We start from the raw sequence: 15,597 nt of genomic DNA on the forward strand, positions 1-15,597 counted from the left end.
GGAGAGGGCGAGGGTGAGGGTATGTCCTTCCCGTGTTCCTCACTGTGAGAGGAAGGGCACGAGCGCGACACGCCAGCAGGGAGCGCGGTGGCGCGAGGACTTCCCGTCGCAGGCCTGAGGCTCGAATCCGAGGAGCCGCAGCTCCGCGAGGACCTGGGACTCTGCGTCCGAATTGGGTCCGTCCACCAGCCGCCGGATGACGGCGAGGGTACGGGGAGAAACACCTTCTGAAGCGAACGCGGCATACAGGCTCGCCTCGTCGTAGTGCCCCCGAGGACCGACGTCGCGGAGCAGCCGTCCCCACAGGGAGAAGATGTCCGCTTTCGGGCGGGCCTGCCGTGCGGAGGCCTCGGCGATGGCGGAGATGAGCAATCCACACCGGTAGTAGTTCGTGTACTTGCCGGGCCGGGAGGACTCCCGAAGGGGCGCCCCCTCGAGCTTGGAGAGGCACTCGGACACGGCACGGGAGAGGCGCGTGCGGACATGCTCCACGGGGAGGGTGCCCAGGTCCGCGAGCGCACGCAGGGCGAAGGCCTCGGCGCCGCCCTCGTGCATCCAGTCTCCGCCGGCGACCTCGTGGACGGCCAGCTCCCCGTTCCAGAGGTGAGCGGCCTCGTGCGCCACGAGCTCGGACACGCGCGTGGTCACCTCCGGATCCGCCTCGGCCAGACGGTTGGCGCCGAGCCGGATGTCGAGCTGGACGAGCCCTGGGAGCGTCCCCCCGCTCATGTCGATGCTCCCGGGGTTGGGAGACGGGCCGAAGCTGATGAACAGGGCGGGCTCGAAGGTGAGCGGAGTGCCGGTGCGCGCGGTGTACAGCGCGAAGAGGCGCGGGAGCAGGCGCTCGATGTGCTCGTGAAGCGGCCGGGGCATTCCCGGGTCCACCACGGCCGTCACCCCGTCCTGGACCGCCGGGCCCGAGCCGAAATAGGCATAGGTGCCCTGAGGGGAACCCTCCCAGCGGACTTCGTGCGCGCTGCTCTGTCCGGCGACGACGACCCGCTCTCCCGGGCGGGGCGTCAGGAAGACGAGCAGGGGAGGAGGCTCCGCCTCACCGGACGTGAGCCCCAGCACGCCCGTGTAGAGCAGGACCGAGCCATCCGAGTACGGGATGAAGACCTGGTAATCCTTCTCGGGCTTGACCGCGTAGGTGGACACCTCGAGCCGCAGGGTACGGAGGGACGAGCCCTCTGGCGCCGTGAGGACGTCCTCATCGCCCTGGCGCTCGATGGAGACTCCAGCGGGCTCGAGCACCCGCCAGTGGGACTGTCGGTACCCATGACCCGGGCGGGTGAAGCGCACGGCGTGTGAGGGGGTGGGGAGCTCGTAGGTGAGGCTCCAGGTGTCCGCCGTACCGGCGGCGTGCTGGACCCGAACGGTGATGGCGGACGCTCGTGCCGGAGCAGGAGTCCGAGTGGCGTCACGGCGAGCGGTACACGCACCCAAAAGCAGCAATGCCATCCAGATGGCGAGCCTTCTGTGTCTCATGCCCGCGCCCGATGCAGGGCCCGTGCCCCATGGGCGCACTCGGAGCGCCAGGGCCCGCGCTCGGTCCACCCGTCCCTCCTGACGCGGGTCCGCGAGGCGCGTCTGACACAATGACAAGACTGGATGACAAGACTGGGACACCGACAAGACAGGGACGCCGGGGGCGCCGGGCGCTCACGACTCCCGGGTGAGCAGCCCGTGACGACGCACCCGGCGGCCGAGCGTCACCGGGTCCATCTCCAGCGCCGCGGCCGCGCGCCGCACCACGCCTCCGTGACGCTCGAGCGCCTCGCGGATGATCTCCTTCTCCATCTGCTCCAGCCGCTCGCGAAGCGAGCCCGAACCCGAACCCAGGCCCGTCATCCGCGCCTGTTGCCGCATGCCGTCCACGCTGCCCACGAGCGCGGGAGGCAGGTGCCGCCGCGTCACCAGCTCGCCATCCCCACACAGCAGCACGGCGCGCTCCATGCAGTTGCGCAGCTCTCGCACGTTGCCGGGCCACCTCGCCGCGAGCAGGAGTTGCTCGGCCTCGGCCGACAGCCCAAGGGCCGTGCGCCGCAGGGTGCGGTTGAAGTGGGCGAGGAAGTAGCGCGCCAGGTCGAGGACATCCTCGGGGCGCTCGCGCAACGGTGGCAGGTCGATGGTGAAGCTGTTGAGCCGGTAGAAGAGGTCGCTGCGGAAGCGCCCGGCGCGGACCTCCTCGGACAGGTCGCGGTTGCTGGCGGCGATGATGCGCACGTCCACGCGGCGTATCTGCGTGCCGCCCACCGGCCGCACGTCTCCGCTCTCCAGCACGCGCAGCAGTTTGGACTGGAGGTTGGGGGTGGTGTTCTCGATTTCGTCCAGGAAGATGGTGCCCCCGTCGGCGAGCACGAAGAGGCCGGGGTGGTCCGCCACCGCGCCGGTGAAGGCTCCCTTCACGTGGCCGAAGAGCTCGCTCTCCAGCAGTGTCTCGGTGAGCGCGCCGCAGTCCTGCACGACGAGGGGTTGGTTGCTGCGCCCGCTCAGCCGGTGGATGACGCGGGCGAGCACCTCCTTGCCGGTGCCCGTCTCGCCCTGCAGCAGCACGGCCACGCGGTGGGGGGCGGCCACGCGGACCATCTCCAGCACCTGCCGCATGACGCGGCTGCGGAAGCCGGGCTCGTCGGCCACGTTGGCTCCGGGCGCCAGCCGCGGGGCCTCGCGTGCCCGCTCGCGCAGCAGGTTGCGCTCCAGCTCCAGTGCCGCCCGCCGCTGCTCGGTGCGCAGGCCCAGCTCGCGGCTGGCCTGGAGCACGGCCTGGCGCAGCGCCACCGGCTCGAAGGGCGGGGTGAGCGCCCGGAAGATCTTCCCCTGGTTGAACAGCTCCACCAGCCGCGAGGGCACCGCCGGAGCGCAATAAAGGATGCGGGGCGACAAATCACTGGCCGGCCCCGCGCCGGAGGGGTCCGCCTCCGCGCGCCGCGAGGCCAGCCGCTCCACCAGCGCGATGGCCCGTGCCTCGTCCCGTCCACATACCAGCAGCGCGCTGATGTCCCCTCGCCCCAGCAGCGTGTCCACGTCCTCGGCGGACTTCACGAAGCGCAGCCGCACGTGGCTCTCCAGCGCCTCGCGCAGGCCCCGCAGCTCCGACTCCTCCGCGTGCACCACCGCCACGTACAGCTGATGGTCCAACAGGTAGCGCTTGAGCGTCACCCCGTCCGAGCCCTCGAAGGACTGGAAGCTCACGCCCAGGGCCGTCGTCACCGCGCCCTCGTCCCGCTCGGCCGGATCATGCCTCCAGCGCACCACGCCCCGCACGCGGATGCGCGCGCGCGAGTCCGGCAGCGTGAAGGCCATCTCCAACTCCTCGCCCTCTCGCGGCCCCTCCCTGGGCCCCTTCGGCGTGGCGATCAACCCGATGCCCGACTCACTGATGTTGACGGCCCAGCACCCATGAAGGGCGGGCTGGGTGACCACCTGGACGTACAGGGGCTTGCGTTCACTGCGCGGCAGGGAGGGGATTTCACTCGGGGCCGTCATCGTCTGTTGCACTTCCGCGTCAACTCTGAAGCCTGGTTGGAATTACAGAGAAATCAGGAGAAAGCATTTTCGTCCAGGGGGGGCGGTAGGAGGGAAGAGGGGTTGCCGGGCCGAGGGGCGACGGGGCACGCTGCGAATCCATCCGTTCAACGCAAGTCAGTGTACGCGTACCCATGGCGGAGCTCCCATGAGGGTGATGTCAGTGTGTGGGAACACGCACTCCGAGTCTGAGTGGCGTCCGGCGGGAAGCGGGGCGGCCGCGAGGGTCGCGGTGTCTGGAGCGTGCGCCGTGTCGAGGGTGCACGGGTCCATTGCTGTCCGGTGTGGTTGGGAGGAAGGGACGGAGCCATGAGCACGAATGGCTGTGGAGTCCGGGTGGACCAGGATGCGCAGGATTCGCGCGAGGACCTGGCGCGGCGGTTGGAGCTGACGCAGCCGACGGACACCGTGCGGGGTCTGTTCTTCCTCGGGACGCTGGAGGCGGTGCGGGCGTTGGCGGGCGAGGACGCGGTGCGCCACTGCGTGGAGGCGGGGAGCGAGCCGCGCTTCGTGGAGTTCTTCAACTACCCGGTCAGCGACTTCCTCAAGGTGACCGACGCGGCGGCACGGGTGCTGGCGCCGCGGTGTGGAGGCTGGACGGAGGCGCTGCGGCACCTGGGGCGGCGGGCCACGGCGGACATGCTGAAGTCCGCGACGGGCAAGGCGCTGATGCTGCTGTCGAAGGGGGAGGCGCGGTGGTTGGTGGGCAATCTGCCCGCGGCCTACCGGGCGGCGGTGAATCATGGGGAGCGCACGGTGACGTGGGAGGGGCCCTCACGGGGCCGCATTCTCATGCGGCGCGACTTCATGCCGTGCGCCTTCCACGAGGGCGTGTTGTTGGCCACGCTCGAGGCCATGAAGGCCCGCGAGGTGGAGGTACGCGGCTCGCGGGTGGACATGCTCGTCAGCGAGTACGTCATCTCCTGGTCGTGACGCGCAGGGTTTGCGCGTGGGGGTGGAGCGGGACCGCGCAGGGTTTGCGCCCGCGCTCCCCGGTCGGCTGTCGAGCGGTGTTGAGCACCGGACGGAGCAAGGGCCGGAAGGTCTCGGGTCTGGAACGAAGTGTGAACCCGCGGACGGAACGGGCGTGAAACCCTCCTGGCGGCATGGGGGATGCAGTTCGGACATGCCGGTCGCGGTGACATGATTCAGCGCGATCTCCTCGTGGCCACTAGGAGTCGACCCATGGAAGGTCTGGCGGTGCGGTCGATGGAACCCCCGGGTGATTGGGCGCAGGATCTGGTGTGGCGGATGTCCCGCGCCAGACCGCGGCACACGGTGCGTGGACTGAACTTCACCGGGGCGCTGGAGGCGGTGCGCTCGCTGCAGGGCGAGACGGCGGTGCGGCGCTGCCTGGAGGTGGGGGGAGAGGAGAAGTTCGTCGACTTCTTCAGCTATCCCGCGCACTCGCTGCTGAGGATGTACTCCTTCGCGGCGGAGCTGCTGGCGCCCGCGTTTGGAGGAGGGGATGGGGTGCTGAGGGAGCTGGGGCGGCGGGCGACGTTGGACTTCCTGGCATCACCGGTGGGGCGTGCGGCGAAGGTGCTGGCATTCGGCAATCCGCGGCGGATGGTGGAGTCCGCTCCGGAAATCTACCGGCAGACGCTGGGCTTCGGTTCCCTGAGGGTGGAGTGGACGGGGGCACGCAGTGGTTACGTGGTGCGCCGGGGGGACTTCCTGCCCGCCGAGTGCCACGAGGCCTCGTTCGAGCAGCTGCTGCGCTCGATGGGCGTGCGGCAGGTGAAGGTGAGGCGGGCGTGGGTGGATGGGTTGGAGGGAGGGCTCGCGTTCTCCTGGGAGTAGGCGGCCCGCCCTCTGTCCGTCGAAGGCCCCGCGGTTTCCTGTCCGGGTCACATCAGATAGGAGGACTCGGAAGCCATCTCCTGCGCGGAGCCGTTGCCCCGCTGCTGGGCGTCGCGTTCCTCGCGGGTGCGCGTCTTGCTCTGGGTCCTGGGAGTGCTGCGCTTGCCGGCGCGTGGGGCGGGCTGGGGTGACAGCCCCTCGGCCTTGCGGCGAGCGGCACGTACCGCGTCCTTGCCCATGTCGAGCACGGCCGACACGGCGCCGGCCACGAGGTTGCCGGGCGGCGTATCCGGCGCGCGCGGATGGGGCCGGGTGGGCGAGGCCCGCTTCGCGAGCGTCAGCGCCTCGGCCATGTCCCGGAGCTCCTGGGGACTGAAGGCCTTGCGCACCTGGGGAAAGAGCCCGTTCTCCTCCTCGGTGACGTGGGTGCGGACGTTCTCCATGAGCACCTTCACCTTGGCGTCGAAGCGCTCGGCCTCGGGTGGCAGGTCCTCCAGCTCCTTGAGCAGCCACTTCACCACGTGGTGCTCCTCGAGTGCCTCGAGCACATCGTCCTCGAGCGCCCTGGCCCTGGCGCGCACGGAGGGATAGAGGATCTGCTCCTCGATGACCGCGTGGATGGCGAGCTCGCGCACCATCTGGTCCACGAGCTTGCGCTTGAGCTTCCGCGCGTTGCGGCCCGCCTGCTCGAACTTGCGGAAGAGCGTCTCCACCGTCTTGTGGTCTGCCTTCAAGAGCGCAATGGCATCCATTGAACGCCCTCCTTTCTGTTGCTCGATAGGGTGGCGATGCCACGCGCTTCATGCCCGGGCGAAGTGGACCTGGGACGGGGGCGGGCCGGAGGGAGGGCGGGCAGGCCCCTCACCCTCCGGGGAGGCTCGACGGGAGGCTCACTCGTAGCGGTAGCCGAGCGCGGCGGTGTCCTCCAGGTCGGCGGGGGTGACCATGAGGCCCGCCTCGTGGAAGGGCATGAGCATGTCGTCGATGTTGTTGCCGGGTTGGCCGGAGACGGGGAGGTAGGAGGGGATGCCGTGGAGGCGCTGCCACCGGGCCCAGATGCGGTCCACGTTGGCGTGGTGGAGGAAGAACACGGGATCATTGGGCGAGGTGGAGATGCCCATGGTGCCGAAGATGAAGCGCCCATCGGGGGTGAAGCCGAGGAGCCCACCGACCCAGCCGTGCACGGAGTTGTGCAGCTTGGGCGGGTTGAGGGGGATGAGGGTCATGAACCCATCCGGGGCGCACACCATGGTGACCTGGCCGGGACTGTCGCGGAAGCCCTCGATGTTGTTGCGGAAGCTGAGGGTGGAGTCGCTGGTGGTGTCGAAGGGCGCCACGTCATAGAGCGGGACGGAGAGGGAGGCCTGGACGTCCTCGGGGGAGGGGAGGTCGGCGCCGGGGAGGGTGCCGAAGCCGCGCACGAGCCAGGACGAGCGGGAGGGCTGCTCGTTGAAGCCGAGCGGGTGGATGGTGAGGGGCCACTGGCCCTTGCGGAAGGGGCCGGAGTGGACGACGTAGCCGTCGTTGGGGTCCCCATCGCCGCCCATGAAGTCATCGCGGAAGACGGCGGCGGTGCTCTCGGGGCGGGTCCAATCCCAGTAGGGGACGGTGAGGTGCTTGTTGCCACTGACCTGGCGCAGGGCTTTCTCGAAGAGCAGCAGGTACTGGCGGTGCCAGGGAAGGAAGAGCGGGCCGCCGTGGGGCATGGGCATGGCGCCGGGCGGCTGGCTGGGATCGCAGACATAGAGGGAGCGATGCCAGGCGACGAACTGGTCGTAGTAGCTGAGGCCGGGGGTGTACGGCGAGGGCACCTTCTTCAACTTCAGGACGGCCTGGACGTACTCCTTGCGCTCCCTGGGAGTCAGGGTGCGGACGTCGCGGCGCACGCGGAGGAAGGGGTGGTGGCGGCCCCTCTCCTCGGTGAGAGCCTGTTGGGTAGATGTCAGCTGCCGCGCCTCGAGCGGTTCGGAGCCGCAGCCGGCGAGGAACGACAGGGAAACGACGGCGAGGGCCAGGACGGCGTGACGGCACGTATCAGGTGAAAGCAAGATTTCCCCCCTTCGAGGGGAAACCTATTACGAGCCCGAGGAGGGATTGGAAAGCGCCTCTCACGGAGCGAGAGCCCTCGCGGTTTCGAATCATCAACCACTGAACGAGGATAAGCCCCCTCTCCCTCCGGGAGAGGGTTGGGGTGAGGGTATGCGGGTCGCGTATCCCACTCAGGCTCCGGAGAGCCCCCGTTCCCGCATGTACTTGTCGAGCGAAGCGCGGGCCTGTGCCTGAACCTTGTTGCGCAGGAAGGGAGACCACCCGAGCAACAGGCCGACGGGTCCGAGGGACTGTCGGGACCAGGCCCAGAAGTCGAAGTGGTCGGTGTGGCGGAGGATCTTCCCGTCCTTGAATTCGAACTCGGCGTCGATGCGATTGAGGACCTTCCTGCCGGTGCCGCTGAAGGTGTAGCGGGCGTCCCAGTGGGCGCGGCCGGAGCGGTCATCGGCCTGGACGTCGCGGAAGGAGATGTCGAGGTCCTTGCCGCGCTCGCAGAGCATGAGCCACATGGAGGTGACCTGGGGGCCGCGGAGGCCGACGAAGGCGGCGTCGGAGAACTCGGCATCGGGGAGGTAGAAGGAGGCCATGGCCTGGGCGTCGCGGCGCTGGAAGGCCGAGTAGAAGTCGGTGATGAGCTGGGCGTTGGGGTGCATGGGGGTGGGGTGTATCAAGCCGTACGGGGAGTCTGGGCGGAAACAAGAAGAGGACTGGGAAGTCACACGAGGGCGTGCCCGGTGTAGAAGGGGCGCTTCACGCGCGACAACGCAGGGAGAAGAGACACCGTATGGCTCGCGACATCGTCATCTGGCCGAACAAGGTCCTGAGCACACCGACGAAGCCGGTGACGGACTTCGGGGAGAACCTCACGAAGCTGCTGGAGGAGATGTTCGACGCGATGAAGGAGGCGGAGGGGATTGGGATCGCGGCGAACCAGGTCGGGGTGCCGTTGCGGTGCTCATGGGTGGGGAGGGAGGACGGGACGTTCTTCGAGATCATCAACCCGCGGATTCTGGAGAAGTCGGGGCCGGTGACCTTGGAGGAGGGCTGCCTGTCGGTGCCGGACCAGTACGAGAGGACGCCGCGGTTCCACAAGGTGAAGGTGAAGTACCAGGACCGAGCGGGCGAGTGGCACGAGCTGGAGGTGGAGGGGCGGCTGGCGCACGTGCTGCAGCACGAGATCGACCACCTGGACGGGCACGTCTTCGTGGACCACCTGTCCAACCTGAAGCGCAGCCTCATCCTGGAGAAGATGAAGAAGCTCCAGAAGGCGATGAAGCGCCACAAGGACAAGGACAAGGACAAGGAGTAGCGGTCGGCGGTTGACGGTCCTGCGGGGAGCGCGTCCGGCTCAGAGGGCGGAGCGGTTGAGGCTGACGCGCAGGGCGGTCTTCATGGAGGCCCGGAGCCTGTTGGAGAGGGCGAGGTGGAGCGAGCTCCACGAGCCCGTGCCGCCGGACACCTCGCAGGAGGCGGCGCACAGGGCGAGCTGGATGGCGGGGGTGGGGAGGGAGTTGAGCAGGAGCAGCTCGACGAAGTCCTCGAGGGGCTGGGGCTCGAGGGAGAGGCGGAGCAGGGCGCGGCGGAAGTGTTTGCTCCAGGAGCGCAGCCCCTGCTGTCGGGTGAAGTCCAGCACGGCCTCGAGTGCCTGGGCGAGGGAGACGCGAGCGGCATCCAGCTCGCGCTCGAGGTCCTCCTCGGAGCCGGTCCCGACGTAGAGGAACTCGAAGGACGGGCTGGGGGCGCTGTCGGCGGGGGTGAAGAAGGCGTTCCAGCTCTCGTCGGCGGAGGAGGATTCGAGCTCGGCACCGACGGACAGGAAGCGCTGGATGACGTGCTGCATCTCGTCGGGCGAGCGGGCGCCGAGGTAGCGGGCGAGTGCCTCGACGGGGACGTCGAGCTCGCGAGCGAGCACCTCGGTGAGGGCGGAGGCGGCCTGGCGGCCCTGGATGAACGCGAGGAGCTGGGGACCGGAGATGTCGTAGAGGGGGGGCCGGACTTCGCGCGCGGCGAAGCGCTCGGTGCGCTCACCATCCGAGTAGAGGAGGAAACCGAGACCGCCGGTGTCGAAAGCGCTTCCCTGGGGGAAGGGGGCGACCCACAGGCGGGCGGAGGAGGCGGGGCGGTTCTCCAACCACTCCTCGAAGGACAGGTGTTCGCCGCCGGCATCCACCATCGTCACGCGAGAGTCGAAGGGGCTGTGGGGGCGGAGGCTGAGGCCCGTGAGCTCCTCGACGGCTTCCCATCGGACCTTCGCGGGCTCACGCAGGGCGCGGTTGCCGGAAGTGACCAGGACGGCGGTGCAGAGCTCTATGGGGCGCATGGTGCGCCAGGGTACACCAAGGTAGGGACGAGGGCTCTGGCGCACGAGGCCGTGGGCGTGATGGAGTCTTGCTCCCCTGTTCCCCGGAGCCGTTACACATGGAAACTTCCATCCTGCTGGTGATGGCCGGTGTGGCCGCGGTTTGCGCGGCGAGCGGTGGGGTGCTGCTGAGGTGCTACCGACGGGTGGGACCCGGGGAGGCGCTGGTCATCGAGCGGGGGAGGGGGAGAGCGCGGGTGCGCTTCGGGAGCGCGCTGGTGCTGCCGGTGGTGGAGAGGGCGGAGGTGTTGGACCTCTCGGTGAGGAAGGTGGTGGTGGAGAGGAGGGGGAGGCAGGGCCTGTCGTGCCAGGACGGAATCCGGGTGGACGTGAGGGCGACGCTCTGGGTGAAGGTGGAGCCGGAGGAGGAGGGGGTGTTGAGGGTGGCGAGGGAGGTGGGGAGCGCGAGGGCGAACAAGCCGGAGGGGTTGCAGGGGCTGTTGGAGGAGCGCTTCGCGAGAGCGTTGGCGAACTCGGCGAGCACGTTCGACTTCGAGGAGTTGTTGGCGGACCGGAGCCTGTTCATCGACCACGTGATGATGGAGGTGGGGAGCGAGCTGTTGGGCTTCAAGCTGGAGCGGATGTCATTGGGGCGTCTGGAGCAGACGCCGCTGGACCAGTTGGATCCAACGAACGAGCAGGACGCGAGGGGAATCCTGAAGTTGACGGGGAGGGCGACGCGCCTGGCGCTCGAGACGAGCGGAGAGCCAGAAGGAGCGGACCGCGATCAACCCCACCACCCCGCTCCCTCCGGGAGGGGGACGGGGTGAGGGGATGAAGGCCGAGGGTTGACCAAGAAGGTCCCCGGGCCGGGCGATCACCCACGGAACCGGGAGCAATCGATCTCGTACTTGGAGACCTTGTAATTGACGATGCGCTCGGTGGTGCGCAGGAGGCGAGCGGCCTTGGCGCGATTGCCGCGGGTGCTCTTGAGGGCGTCGAGGATCAAATCCTTCTCGAACTGCTCGACGGCGTCGGTGAGGGAGGTATTGGTGTGGGTTTCGGAGGCCTCGGCGGTCTGGAGGGTGGGGGGCAGGTGGTGGCCGTGGATGGCGTTGCCATCGCAGACGAGGACGGAGCGCTCGATGATGTTCTCCAGCTCGCGGACATTGCCGGGCCAGTGGTAGCTGACGAGCATGTCGATGGCGGGGGTGGAGATGCGGCGGATGTTCTTGCCGTGTTCGCGCGCGTACTTGGCGACGAAGTGGTCTGCGAGCAGGAGCAGGTCCGACTTCCGTTCGCGCAAGGGTGGGATGAAGAGGGTGAAGACGTTGAGGCGGTAGTAGAGGTCCTCGCGGAAGGCCTTCTCGGAGATGGCGGTCTCGAGGTCCTTGTTGGTGGCGGCGATGAGGCGCACGTTGACCTTGAGTGTCTCGGTGCCGCCCACGCGCTCGAACTCACGCTCCTGGAGGACGCGCAGGAGCTTCACCTGGGTGGAGAGATTGATTTCACCGATCTCATCCAGGAAGAGGGTGCCGCCCTCGGCGAGCTCGAAGCGTCCGCGCTTGCGGGACTGGGCGCCGGTGAAGGCGCCCTTCTCGTAGCCGAAGAGCTCGGACTCGATGAGGGTCTCCGGGAGGGCGGCGCAGTTGACCTTGATGAAGGGCTTCTTGGCGCGGGTGGAGTTGTAGTGGATGGCGTTGGCGATGAGCTCCTTGCCGGTGCCGGACTCGCCGCGGATGAGGACGGTGGTGGTGGTGCGAGCGACCTGGTGGATCTGCTCGTACACCTGTCGCATGGGGCCGGAGGTGCCGATGATGTTGGAGAAGTCGTAGCGCTCGCGCAGCTCCTGGCGCAGGGTGGTGTTCTCCTCGAGGAGCTTCTTGCGTTCGTCCTCGAGGAGCCGGTGGGCGGAGAGGGCCTGGCCGATCATGGCGGCGATGACGCCGAAGAGGCGGGTCTCCTCGGCGTAGTCGCGGTCCTTGCGGAAGCGCAGGTCCACGCCGAGGGCGCCCACGGTCTTGCGGTGGACGAGGATGGGGACGCAGATGAAGGAGAGCTCCTGGCCGCTGTTGCGTCGGCCGAGGAAGGCGCGGTGGAGGAAGAGGGGCTCGCGGCTGACCTCGGGGACGACGATGGGCTTGCCGCTCTGGACGACGCGGCCGGTGATGCCCTCGCCGAGCTTGTAGCGGGCGGTGCGGCCCTCGGCGTTCAAGCCAATGGAGGCCTCGATGTAGAGGTCCTTGGAATCCGAGTCCATGAGGGTGACGGCGCCGCGGACGACGCCATGGTAGCGCTCGAGGCGCTCCAGGACGCGATGGAGGGCGGCCCTCAAGTCCTGGGCGCCGGCGAGGGCCTGGCTGACCTCCAGGAGGCTCGCCAGGGTGGGGTGCTTGCCTGTCTGCTCGTCCAACCGCTTCGCCATGGAAAAGTGCTCTCCCCATGAAACCGGGTGCCGTCCAGGGGGGACCCGGAGAGGTTCCTACATTTTTGTCGGTTTCTCGCGGAACTCCTACGAAATTGTAGCGGAAACCCTCGGGCTCCGAGCGGCCGCCGGGCCAGGAATCGTTGAGGAGTCGGCCCGGGGAGAGGCATTCGGCGTCGGATTCAGGTCGAACGAAGGGGTCGGAGGGGGCCTCGGGGCGGTCCGGGAGCGAGGGGGCGGCCCTCGCGTCCCTCGGGGCCGGAAGTTCAATCCGACAAAATTGTAGGAACATCGCGCTTCTCCTACGAAATTGTCGGAGTCCCGGACGGCTCTCCGAGACGGGGCGAGTCCGCTCCCGAGCTATTTCGAGGGTTTCCGTCGAGCCCCCCGCGGTTTGGCCCGTTGGCACCGCATCTGCAAAAGGGTCTCTGCGTCAGGCCCGAGGCGGGCCACCGAGACAACAGGCCCGAAAGGGCTCCCGACAGCTTGGAGGACATGGAGAATGAGCGGCAAGGTGATGGCGGAGTACATCTGGATGGACGGGCAGCGTCCGACGGCGAAGCTGCGCTCCAAGATGAAGGTGTTGGATGGGGAGGTCCGCAGCGTCTCCGAGCTGCCTGACTGGAGCTTCGATGGCTCGAGCACCTACCAGGCCGAGGGCAAGAAGAGCGATTTGATGCTGAGGCCGGTGCGCCACCTTCCGAACCCGCTGCGGCCTGGGACGAAGGACATCCTGGTGCTGTGCGAGGTGATGAATCCGGATGGCAGCCCGCACTGGAGCAACACGCGGGCGCCGCTGCGCGTGGTGGCGGAGAAGTGCGCCGCGGAGGAGGCGTGGTTCGGCATGGAGCAGGAGTACACGCTCTTCGAGGGCAACCGTCCGCTGGGCTGGCCGGACAAGGGTTTCCCGGCGCCGCAGGGGGGCTACTACTGTGGCGTGGGCTGTGACGAGGTGTTCGGGCGCAAGCTGGTGGAGGCTCACGCGGAGGCGTGTCTGCGCGCGGGCATCAAGCTGTGCGGCACGAACGCCGAGGTGATGCCGGCGCAGTGGGAGTTCCAGATTGGCCCCCTCTCTCCGCTGGAGATGGCGGACGAGCTGTGGCTGGCGCGCTGGCTGCTGTACCGGATGGGCGAGGAGTACGGCATCAGCGCCACGCTGCACCCGAAGCCGGTGAAGGGTGACTGGAACGGTACGGGCTGCCACACGAACTTCAGCACGAAGGCGATGCGCGAGCCGGGCGGCATCAAGGTCATCGAGGCGGCTTGCGAGAAGCTGCGCGACAAGCACGAGGCTCACATCCAGGTGTACGGCGCGCACAACACGGAGCGCCTGACGGGTCTGCACGAGACGGCGCCGATCAACGTGTTCCGCTGGGGCATCAGCGACCGTGGCTCGTCCATCCGCATCCCGCTGGGCACGGCGAATGAGGGTCGCGGCTATTTCGAGGACCGCCGTCCGGCGGCCAACTGCGACCCGTACGAGGTTTGCCGCATCATGCTTGAGACGGTCTGCGGCTGAGACCGTCGTAGAGGACTCCTTGGGGTAAGGAGGCGTAGGCCCGTCGGGCGGGAGGTGTCGGGCCTCCCGTCCGTCGGGCCTCGCGTTTTTTTGGAGTGGAGCGGGCTTGGTGGACACAGGGGGCCGCCAGCGCAGGCCAGCGCGCAAGTGTGCGGCGCGCTGGGCCCGTTCCGCTCGCTGGTCACCTGGAGGCGCTCGGAGTAGGGAGCCATCCACGGCCCTGGCGGTACCGACGAGCCGGCCGAAGTGGGCCTGGCCGTTGTCGAGCAGCCAGCCGGAGACGAAGTCCGCGAAGCCGAGCGGGCGGCCCTGCTGATCGAAGCGGACGCGCACGACCTTGTAGCCGGTGGGAAGGTGAGCGTCATGGGCGCCGAGTGGCCCTGGTACTCGGGGGTGGAGGGCCTGGTGCGAGCGCGGTAATCGGGGCGGGACAGCTCGCCCGGGGGCTCTGCGGAGATGAAGGCATCGACCTCCTGTTTGCCGGCGCAGAATGGCGAGCCGTAGTCGGCGCCTTCCTGGATGAGGCCGAGTTCCTCGGGGGGGAAGTCATCGCCGCGGGAGTCGGAGTCGTGGTCCATGCCCCAGAGGTGTCCGGTGGTGGGGTGCCACGCGAAGCCGATGGTGTTGCGCAGACCTCGGGCGAAGACGGAGCGGGAGCCCGTGGACGGGTCGACGCGCAGGAGGGTGGCATGCTCCGGGTTGGATTCGGGGCAGGCGTTGCAGGTACTGCCGACGGAGACGTAGAGCCTGCAATCGGGGCCGAAGGCCAGGGTGCGGTTGTTGTGCTGGCCGCCGTCGGCGGGTGCCGATGAGCTCACGCGGCTCGCCGAGCGAACCATCGGAGCGGATGTCGGCCACGTAGAGCTGTTTGACGGTGACGAGGTAGAGCTGATCTCCGCGCGGCGCGAGTCCGTGCACCCCGTTCTCCTTCTCTCCGAGTCCGGTGAGCCCATCGCCGTTGGTATCGCGGAGGAGGGTGACGCGGCCGGCCTCGTGCTCGGTGACATAGACGGAGCCATCGGGGCGGACGGCGAGGACGCGGGGGGTTGGTGAGCCCCTGGGCGAAGACGTTGATGCTGAAGCCGGGGCGAATGGAGAGCTGGCTCAGGAACTCGGCACTGAATGCGCGTTTGGCGGGGCGGACGAGGTTGTTCTCGGTGGAGACGGCACGTACCTGGGCCTGGGGGGAGGGACCTGCGGAGTGGGGACGCGGGCCTCCTGACCCGGGGCCGGAGGAACGTCGCGCACCGAGGGGGGGTGGTGCCAGACGAGCAGGTGAGCGGAAGGACGAGGAGGGAGAGAGGAGCGATCCGGAGGAGAGGAACGCGAGGAAGTCTCATGCGCATGAGGCGCGAGGCTAGGGATGGGTTTGGGAGTGGAATCCGCCTGGAGTGGTATCTGATGGAAGCTGGGCACTCATGCGGACGAGCGCTCGAGGGGTGCTCGTCCTGTTTCGCGGTACCACCTTTGGGGTGTCGGCGATTGGATACCAAGGAGGGACACCATGGGTGAGTGGATGGACAAGCTGAAGGGGCGGGTGAAGGAGTCGGTGGGCACGGCCACGGGTGACCGCGAGCTGGAAGCCGAGGGAAAGAAGGACACGCGCAAGGGCGAGGTGAAGGGAAAGGTCGAGGAGGTGAAGCGTGTCATCAAGGACGCGGATGACGAGGTGAAGGGCCGGCGGGAGCCGTAGCGTCGGAGGAAGGTTGGGCTGGCACACGGGGGGCTGCGGGGAGGGACTCCCCGTGGCCCGTTTGTCGTGGAGCGCCCGAGGCACCACCTTCCGGCTGGACGAGCACGTCGCAGGGAGGTTCGGCATGGACGCCAGGCTGGAGCAGCTCCTCACGCCCCGTCATGAGCGGGTGCGCCGTCATGGGCCGGAGAAGACCAACGAGGAAATCCTGAGGGAAACGCGCGAGCGGCTCGCCGGGTACGAGGACCGGCCGTTGGACGAGGTGGAGTTGCGATTGGAGG

General features: G+C 68.4%; 16 protein-coding genes and 1 pseudogene (1 of these 17 running past the window's edge). 9 read left to right on the top strand and 8 right to left on the bottom strand.

The window, feature by feature from the left end:
• Window positions 1-39: 39 nt before the first annotated feature.
• Together JQX13_RS16780 and JQX13_RS16785 are read right to left on the bottom strand one after the other, a co-directional pair.
• Window positions 40-1,461, bottom strand: coding sequence for a hypothetical protein (locus JQX13_RS16780; RefSeq protein ID WP_203410014.1), 1,422 nt, complete (start codon window positions 1,459-1,461; stop codon window positions 40-42).
• Between the two features lie 201 nt (window positions 1,462-1,662).
• On the bottom strand, window positions 1,663-3,489 hold the full coding sequence (locus JQX13_RS16785; RefSeq protein ID WP_203410015.1) for a sigma 54-interacting transcriptional regulator: 1,827 nt from the start codon (window positions 3,487-3,489) through the stop codon (window positions 1,663-1,665).
• 348 nt (window positions 3,490-3,837) lie between these two features.
• On the opposite strand from JQX13_RS16785, the gene JQX13_RS16790 reads away from it, so the two are divergent.
• Together JQX13_RS16790 and JQX13_RS16795 are read left to right on the top strand one after the other, a co-directional pair.
• Window positions 3,838-4,461: a DUF2378 family protein gene (locus JQX13_RS16790; RefSeq protein ID WP_203410016.1), complete on the top strand. Its 624-nt coding sequence runs from the start codon at window positions 3,838-3,840 to the stop codon at window positions 4,459-4,461.
• Window positions 4,462-4,713: 252 nt separating this feature from the next.
• Entirely contained in the window at window positions 4,714-5,331 is a 618-nt protein-coding gene (locus tag JQX13_RS16795; protein WP_203410017.1) for a TIGR02265 family protein, read from the top strand.
• Window positions 5,332-5,378: 47 nt separating this feature from the next.
• Here JQX13_RS16795 and JQX13_RS16800 read toward each other — a convergent pair whose 3' ends face one another.
• From JQX13_RS16800 to JQX13_RS16810, 3 genes are all read right to left on the bottom strand, one after another.
• A complete protein-coding gene (locus JQX13_RS16800) occupies window positions 5,379-6,083 on the bottom strand; it encodes a hemerythrin domain-containing protein (RefSeq protein ID WP_203410018.1) in 705 nt (234 codons plus the stop codon).
• A gap of 138 nt (window positions 6,084-6,221) precedes the next feature.
• Window positions 6,222-7,379 (bottom strand): tyrosinase family protein, encoded by a 1,158-nt coding sequence (locus JQX13_RS16805; RefSeq protein WP_203410019.1) that lies wholly within the window; start codon window positions 7,377-7,379, stop codon window positions 6,222-6,224.
• A gap of 171 nt (window positions 7,380-7,550) precedes the next feature.
• Window positions 7,551-8,033: a nuclear transport factor 2 family protein gene (locus JQX13_RS16810; RefSeq protein ID WP_203410020.1), complete on the bottom strand. Its 483-nt coding sequence runs from the start codon at window positions 8,031-8,033 to the stop codon at window positions 7,551-7,553.
• A 131-nt stretch (window positions 8,034-8,164) separates the two neighbouring features.
• Between JQX13_RS16810 and def the strand changes: the two genes are divergently transcribed.
• A complete protein-coding gene (gene def / locus JQX13_RS16815; protein ID WP_203410021.1) occupies window positions 8,165-8,689 on the top strand; it encodes a peptide deformylase in 525 nt (174 codons plus the stop codon).
• 39 nt (window positions 8,690-8,728) lie between these two features.
• Here def and JQX13_RS16820 read toward each other — a convergent pair whose 3' ends face one another.
• A complete protein-coding gene (locus tag JQX13_RS16820; RefSeq protein ID WP_203410022.1) occupies window positions 8,729-9,700 on the bottom strand; it encodes a hypothetical protein in 972 nt (323 codons plus the stop codon).
• Between the two features lie 98 nt (window positions 9,701-9,798).
• On the opposite strand from JQX13_RS16820, the gene JQX13_RS16825 reads away from it, so the two are divergent.
• On the top strand, window positions 9,799-10,509 hold the full coding sequence (locus JQX13_RS16825) for an SPFH domain-containing protein (RefSeq protein WP_203410023.1): 711 nt from the start codon (window positions 9,799-9,801) through the stop codon (window positions 10,507-10,509).
• Window positions 10,510-10,556: 47 nt separating this feature from the next.
• Here JQX13_RS16825 and JQX13_RS16830 read toward each other — a convergent pair whose 3' ends face one another.
• Complete coding sequence (locus JQX13_RS16830; RefSeq protein WP_203410024.1) at window positions 10,557-12,104, bottom strand: sigma-54 interaction domain-containing protein; 1,548 nt, start codon at window positions 12,102-12,104, stop codon at window positions 10,557-10,559.
• A gap of 502 nt (window positions 12,105-12,606) precedes the next feature.
• Here JQX13_RS16830 and glnII point away from each other — a divergent pair.
• On the top strand, window positions 12,607-13,623 hold the full coding sequence (glnII, locus tag JQX13_RS16835; protein ID WP_203410025.1) for a glutamine synthetase GlnII: 1,017 nt from the start codon (window positions 12,607-12,609) through the stop codon (window positions 13,621-13,623).
• Window positions 13,624-13,869: 246 nt separating this feature from the next.
• Window positions 13,870-14,043 carry a hypothetical protein gene (locus tag JQX13_RS54130; protein WP_239014791.1) on the top strand — a complete coding sequence of 58 codons (174 nt, stop codon included), beginning with the start codon at window positions 13,870-13,872 and terminating at the stop codon, window positions 14,041-14,043.
• Window positions 14,044-14,165: 122 nt separating this feature from the next.
• Here JQX13_RS54130 and JQX13_RS56315 read toward each other — a convergent pair.
• Window positions 14,166-14,462: pseudogene (locus JQX13_RS56315) on the bottom strand (PQQ-dependent sugar dehydrogenase); the annotation flags it as partial.
• On the opposite strand from JQX13_RS56315, the gene JQX13_RS16845 reads away from it, so the two are divergent.
• The 3 genes from JQX13_RS16845 to JQX13_RS16855 all read left to right on the top strand — a co-directional run.
• On the top strand, window positions 14,395-14,676 hold the full coding sequence (locus JQX13_RS16845; protein WP_203412661.1) for a hypothetical protein: 282 nt from the start codon (window positions 14,395-14,397) through the stop codon (window positions 14,674-14,676). The pseudogene JQX13_RS56315 and the gene JQX13_RS16845 sit on opposite strands and share 68 nt — an antisense overlap.
• 451 nt (window positions 14,677-15,127) lie before the next feature.
• Window positions 15,128-15,316, top strand: a complete 189-nt coding sequence (locus JQX13_RS16850; RefSeq protein WP_203410027.1) for a CsbD family protein — start codon at window positions 15,128-15,130, stop codon at window positions 15,314-15,316.
• Between the two features lie 52 nt (window positions 15,317-15,368).
• Window positions 15,369-15,597 carry the beginning of a YgaP family membrane protein gene (locus JQX13_RS16855; protein ID WP_203410028.1) on the top strand. Its footprint extends 308 nt past the window's final position, so 229 of the gene's 537 nt are visible here — the first part of the coding sequence; the start codon lies at window positions 15,369-15,371; the stop codon falls past the right edge of the window.

The organism is Archangium violaceum, assembly GCF_016859125.1.
Lineage (GTDB): Bacteria > Myxococcota > Myxococcia > Myxococcales > Myxococcaceae > Archangium > Archangium violaceum_A.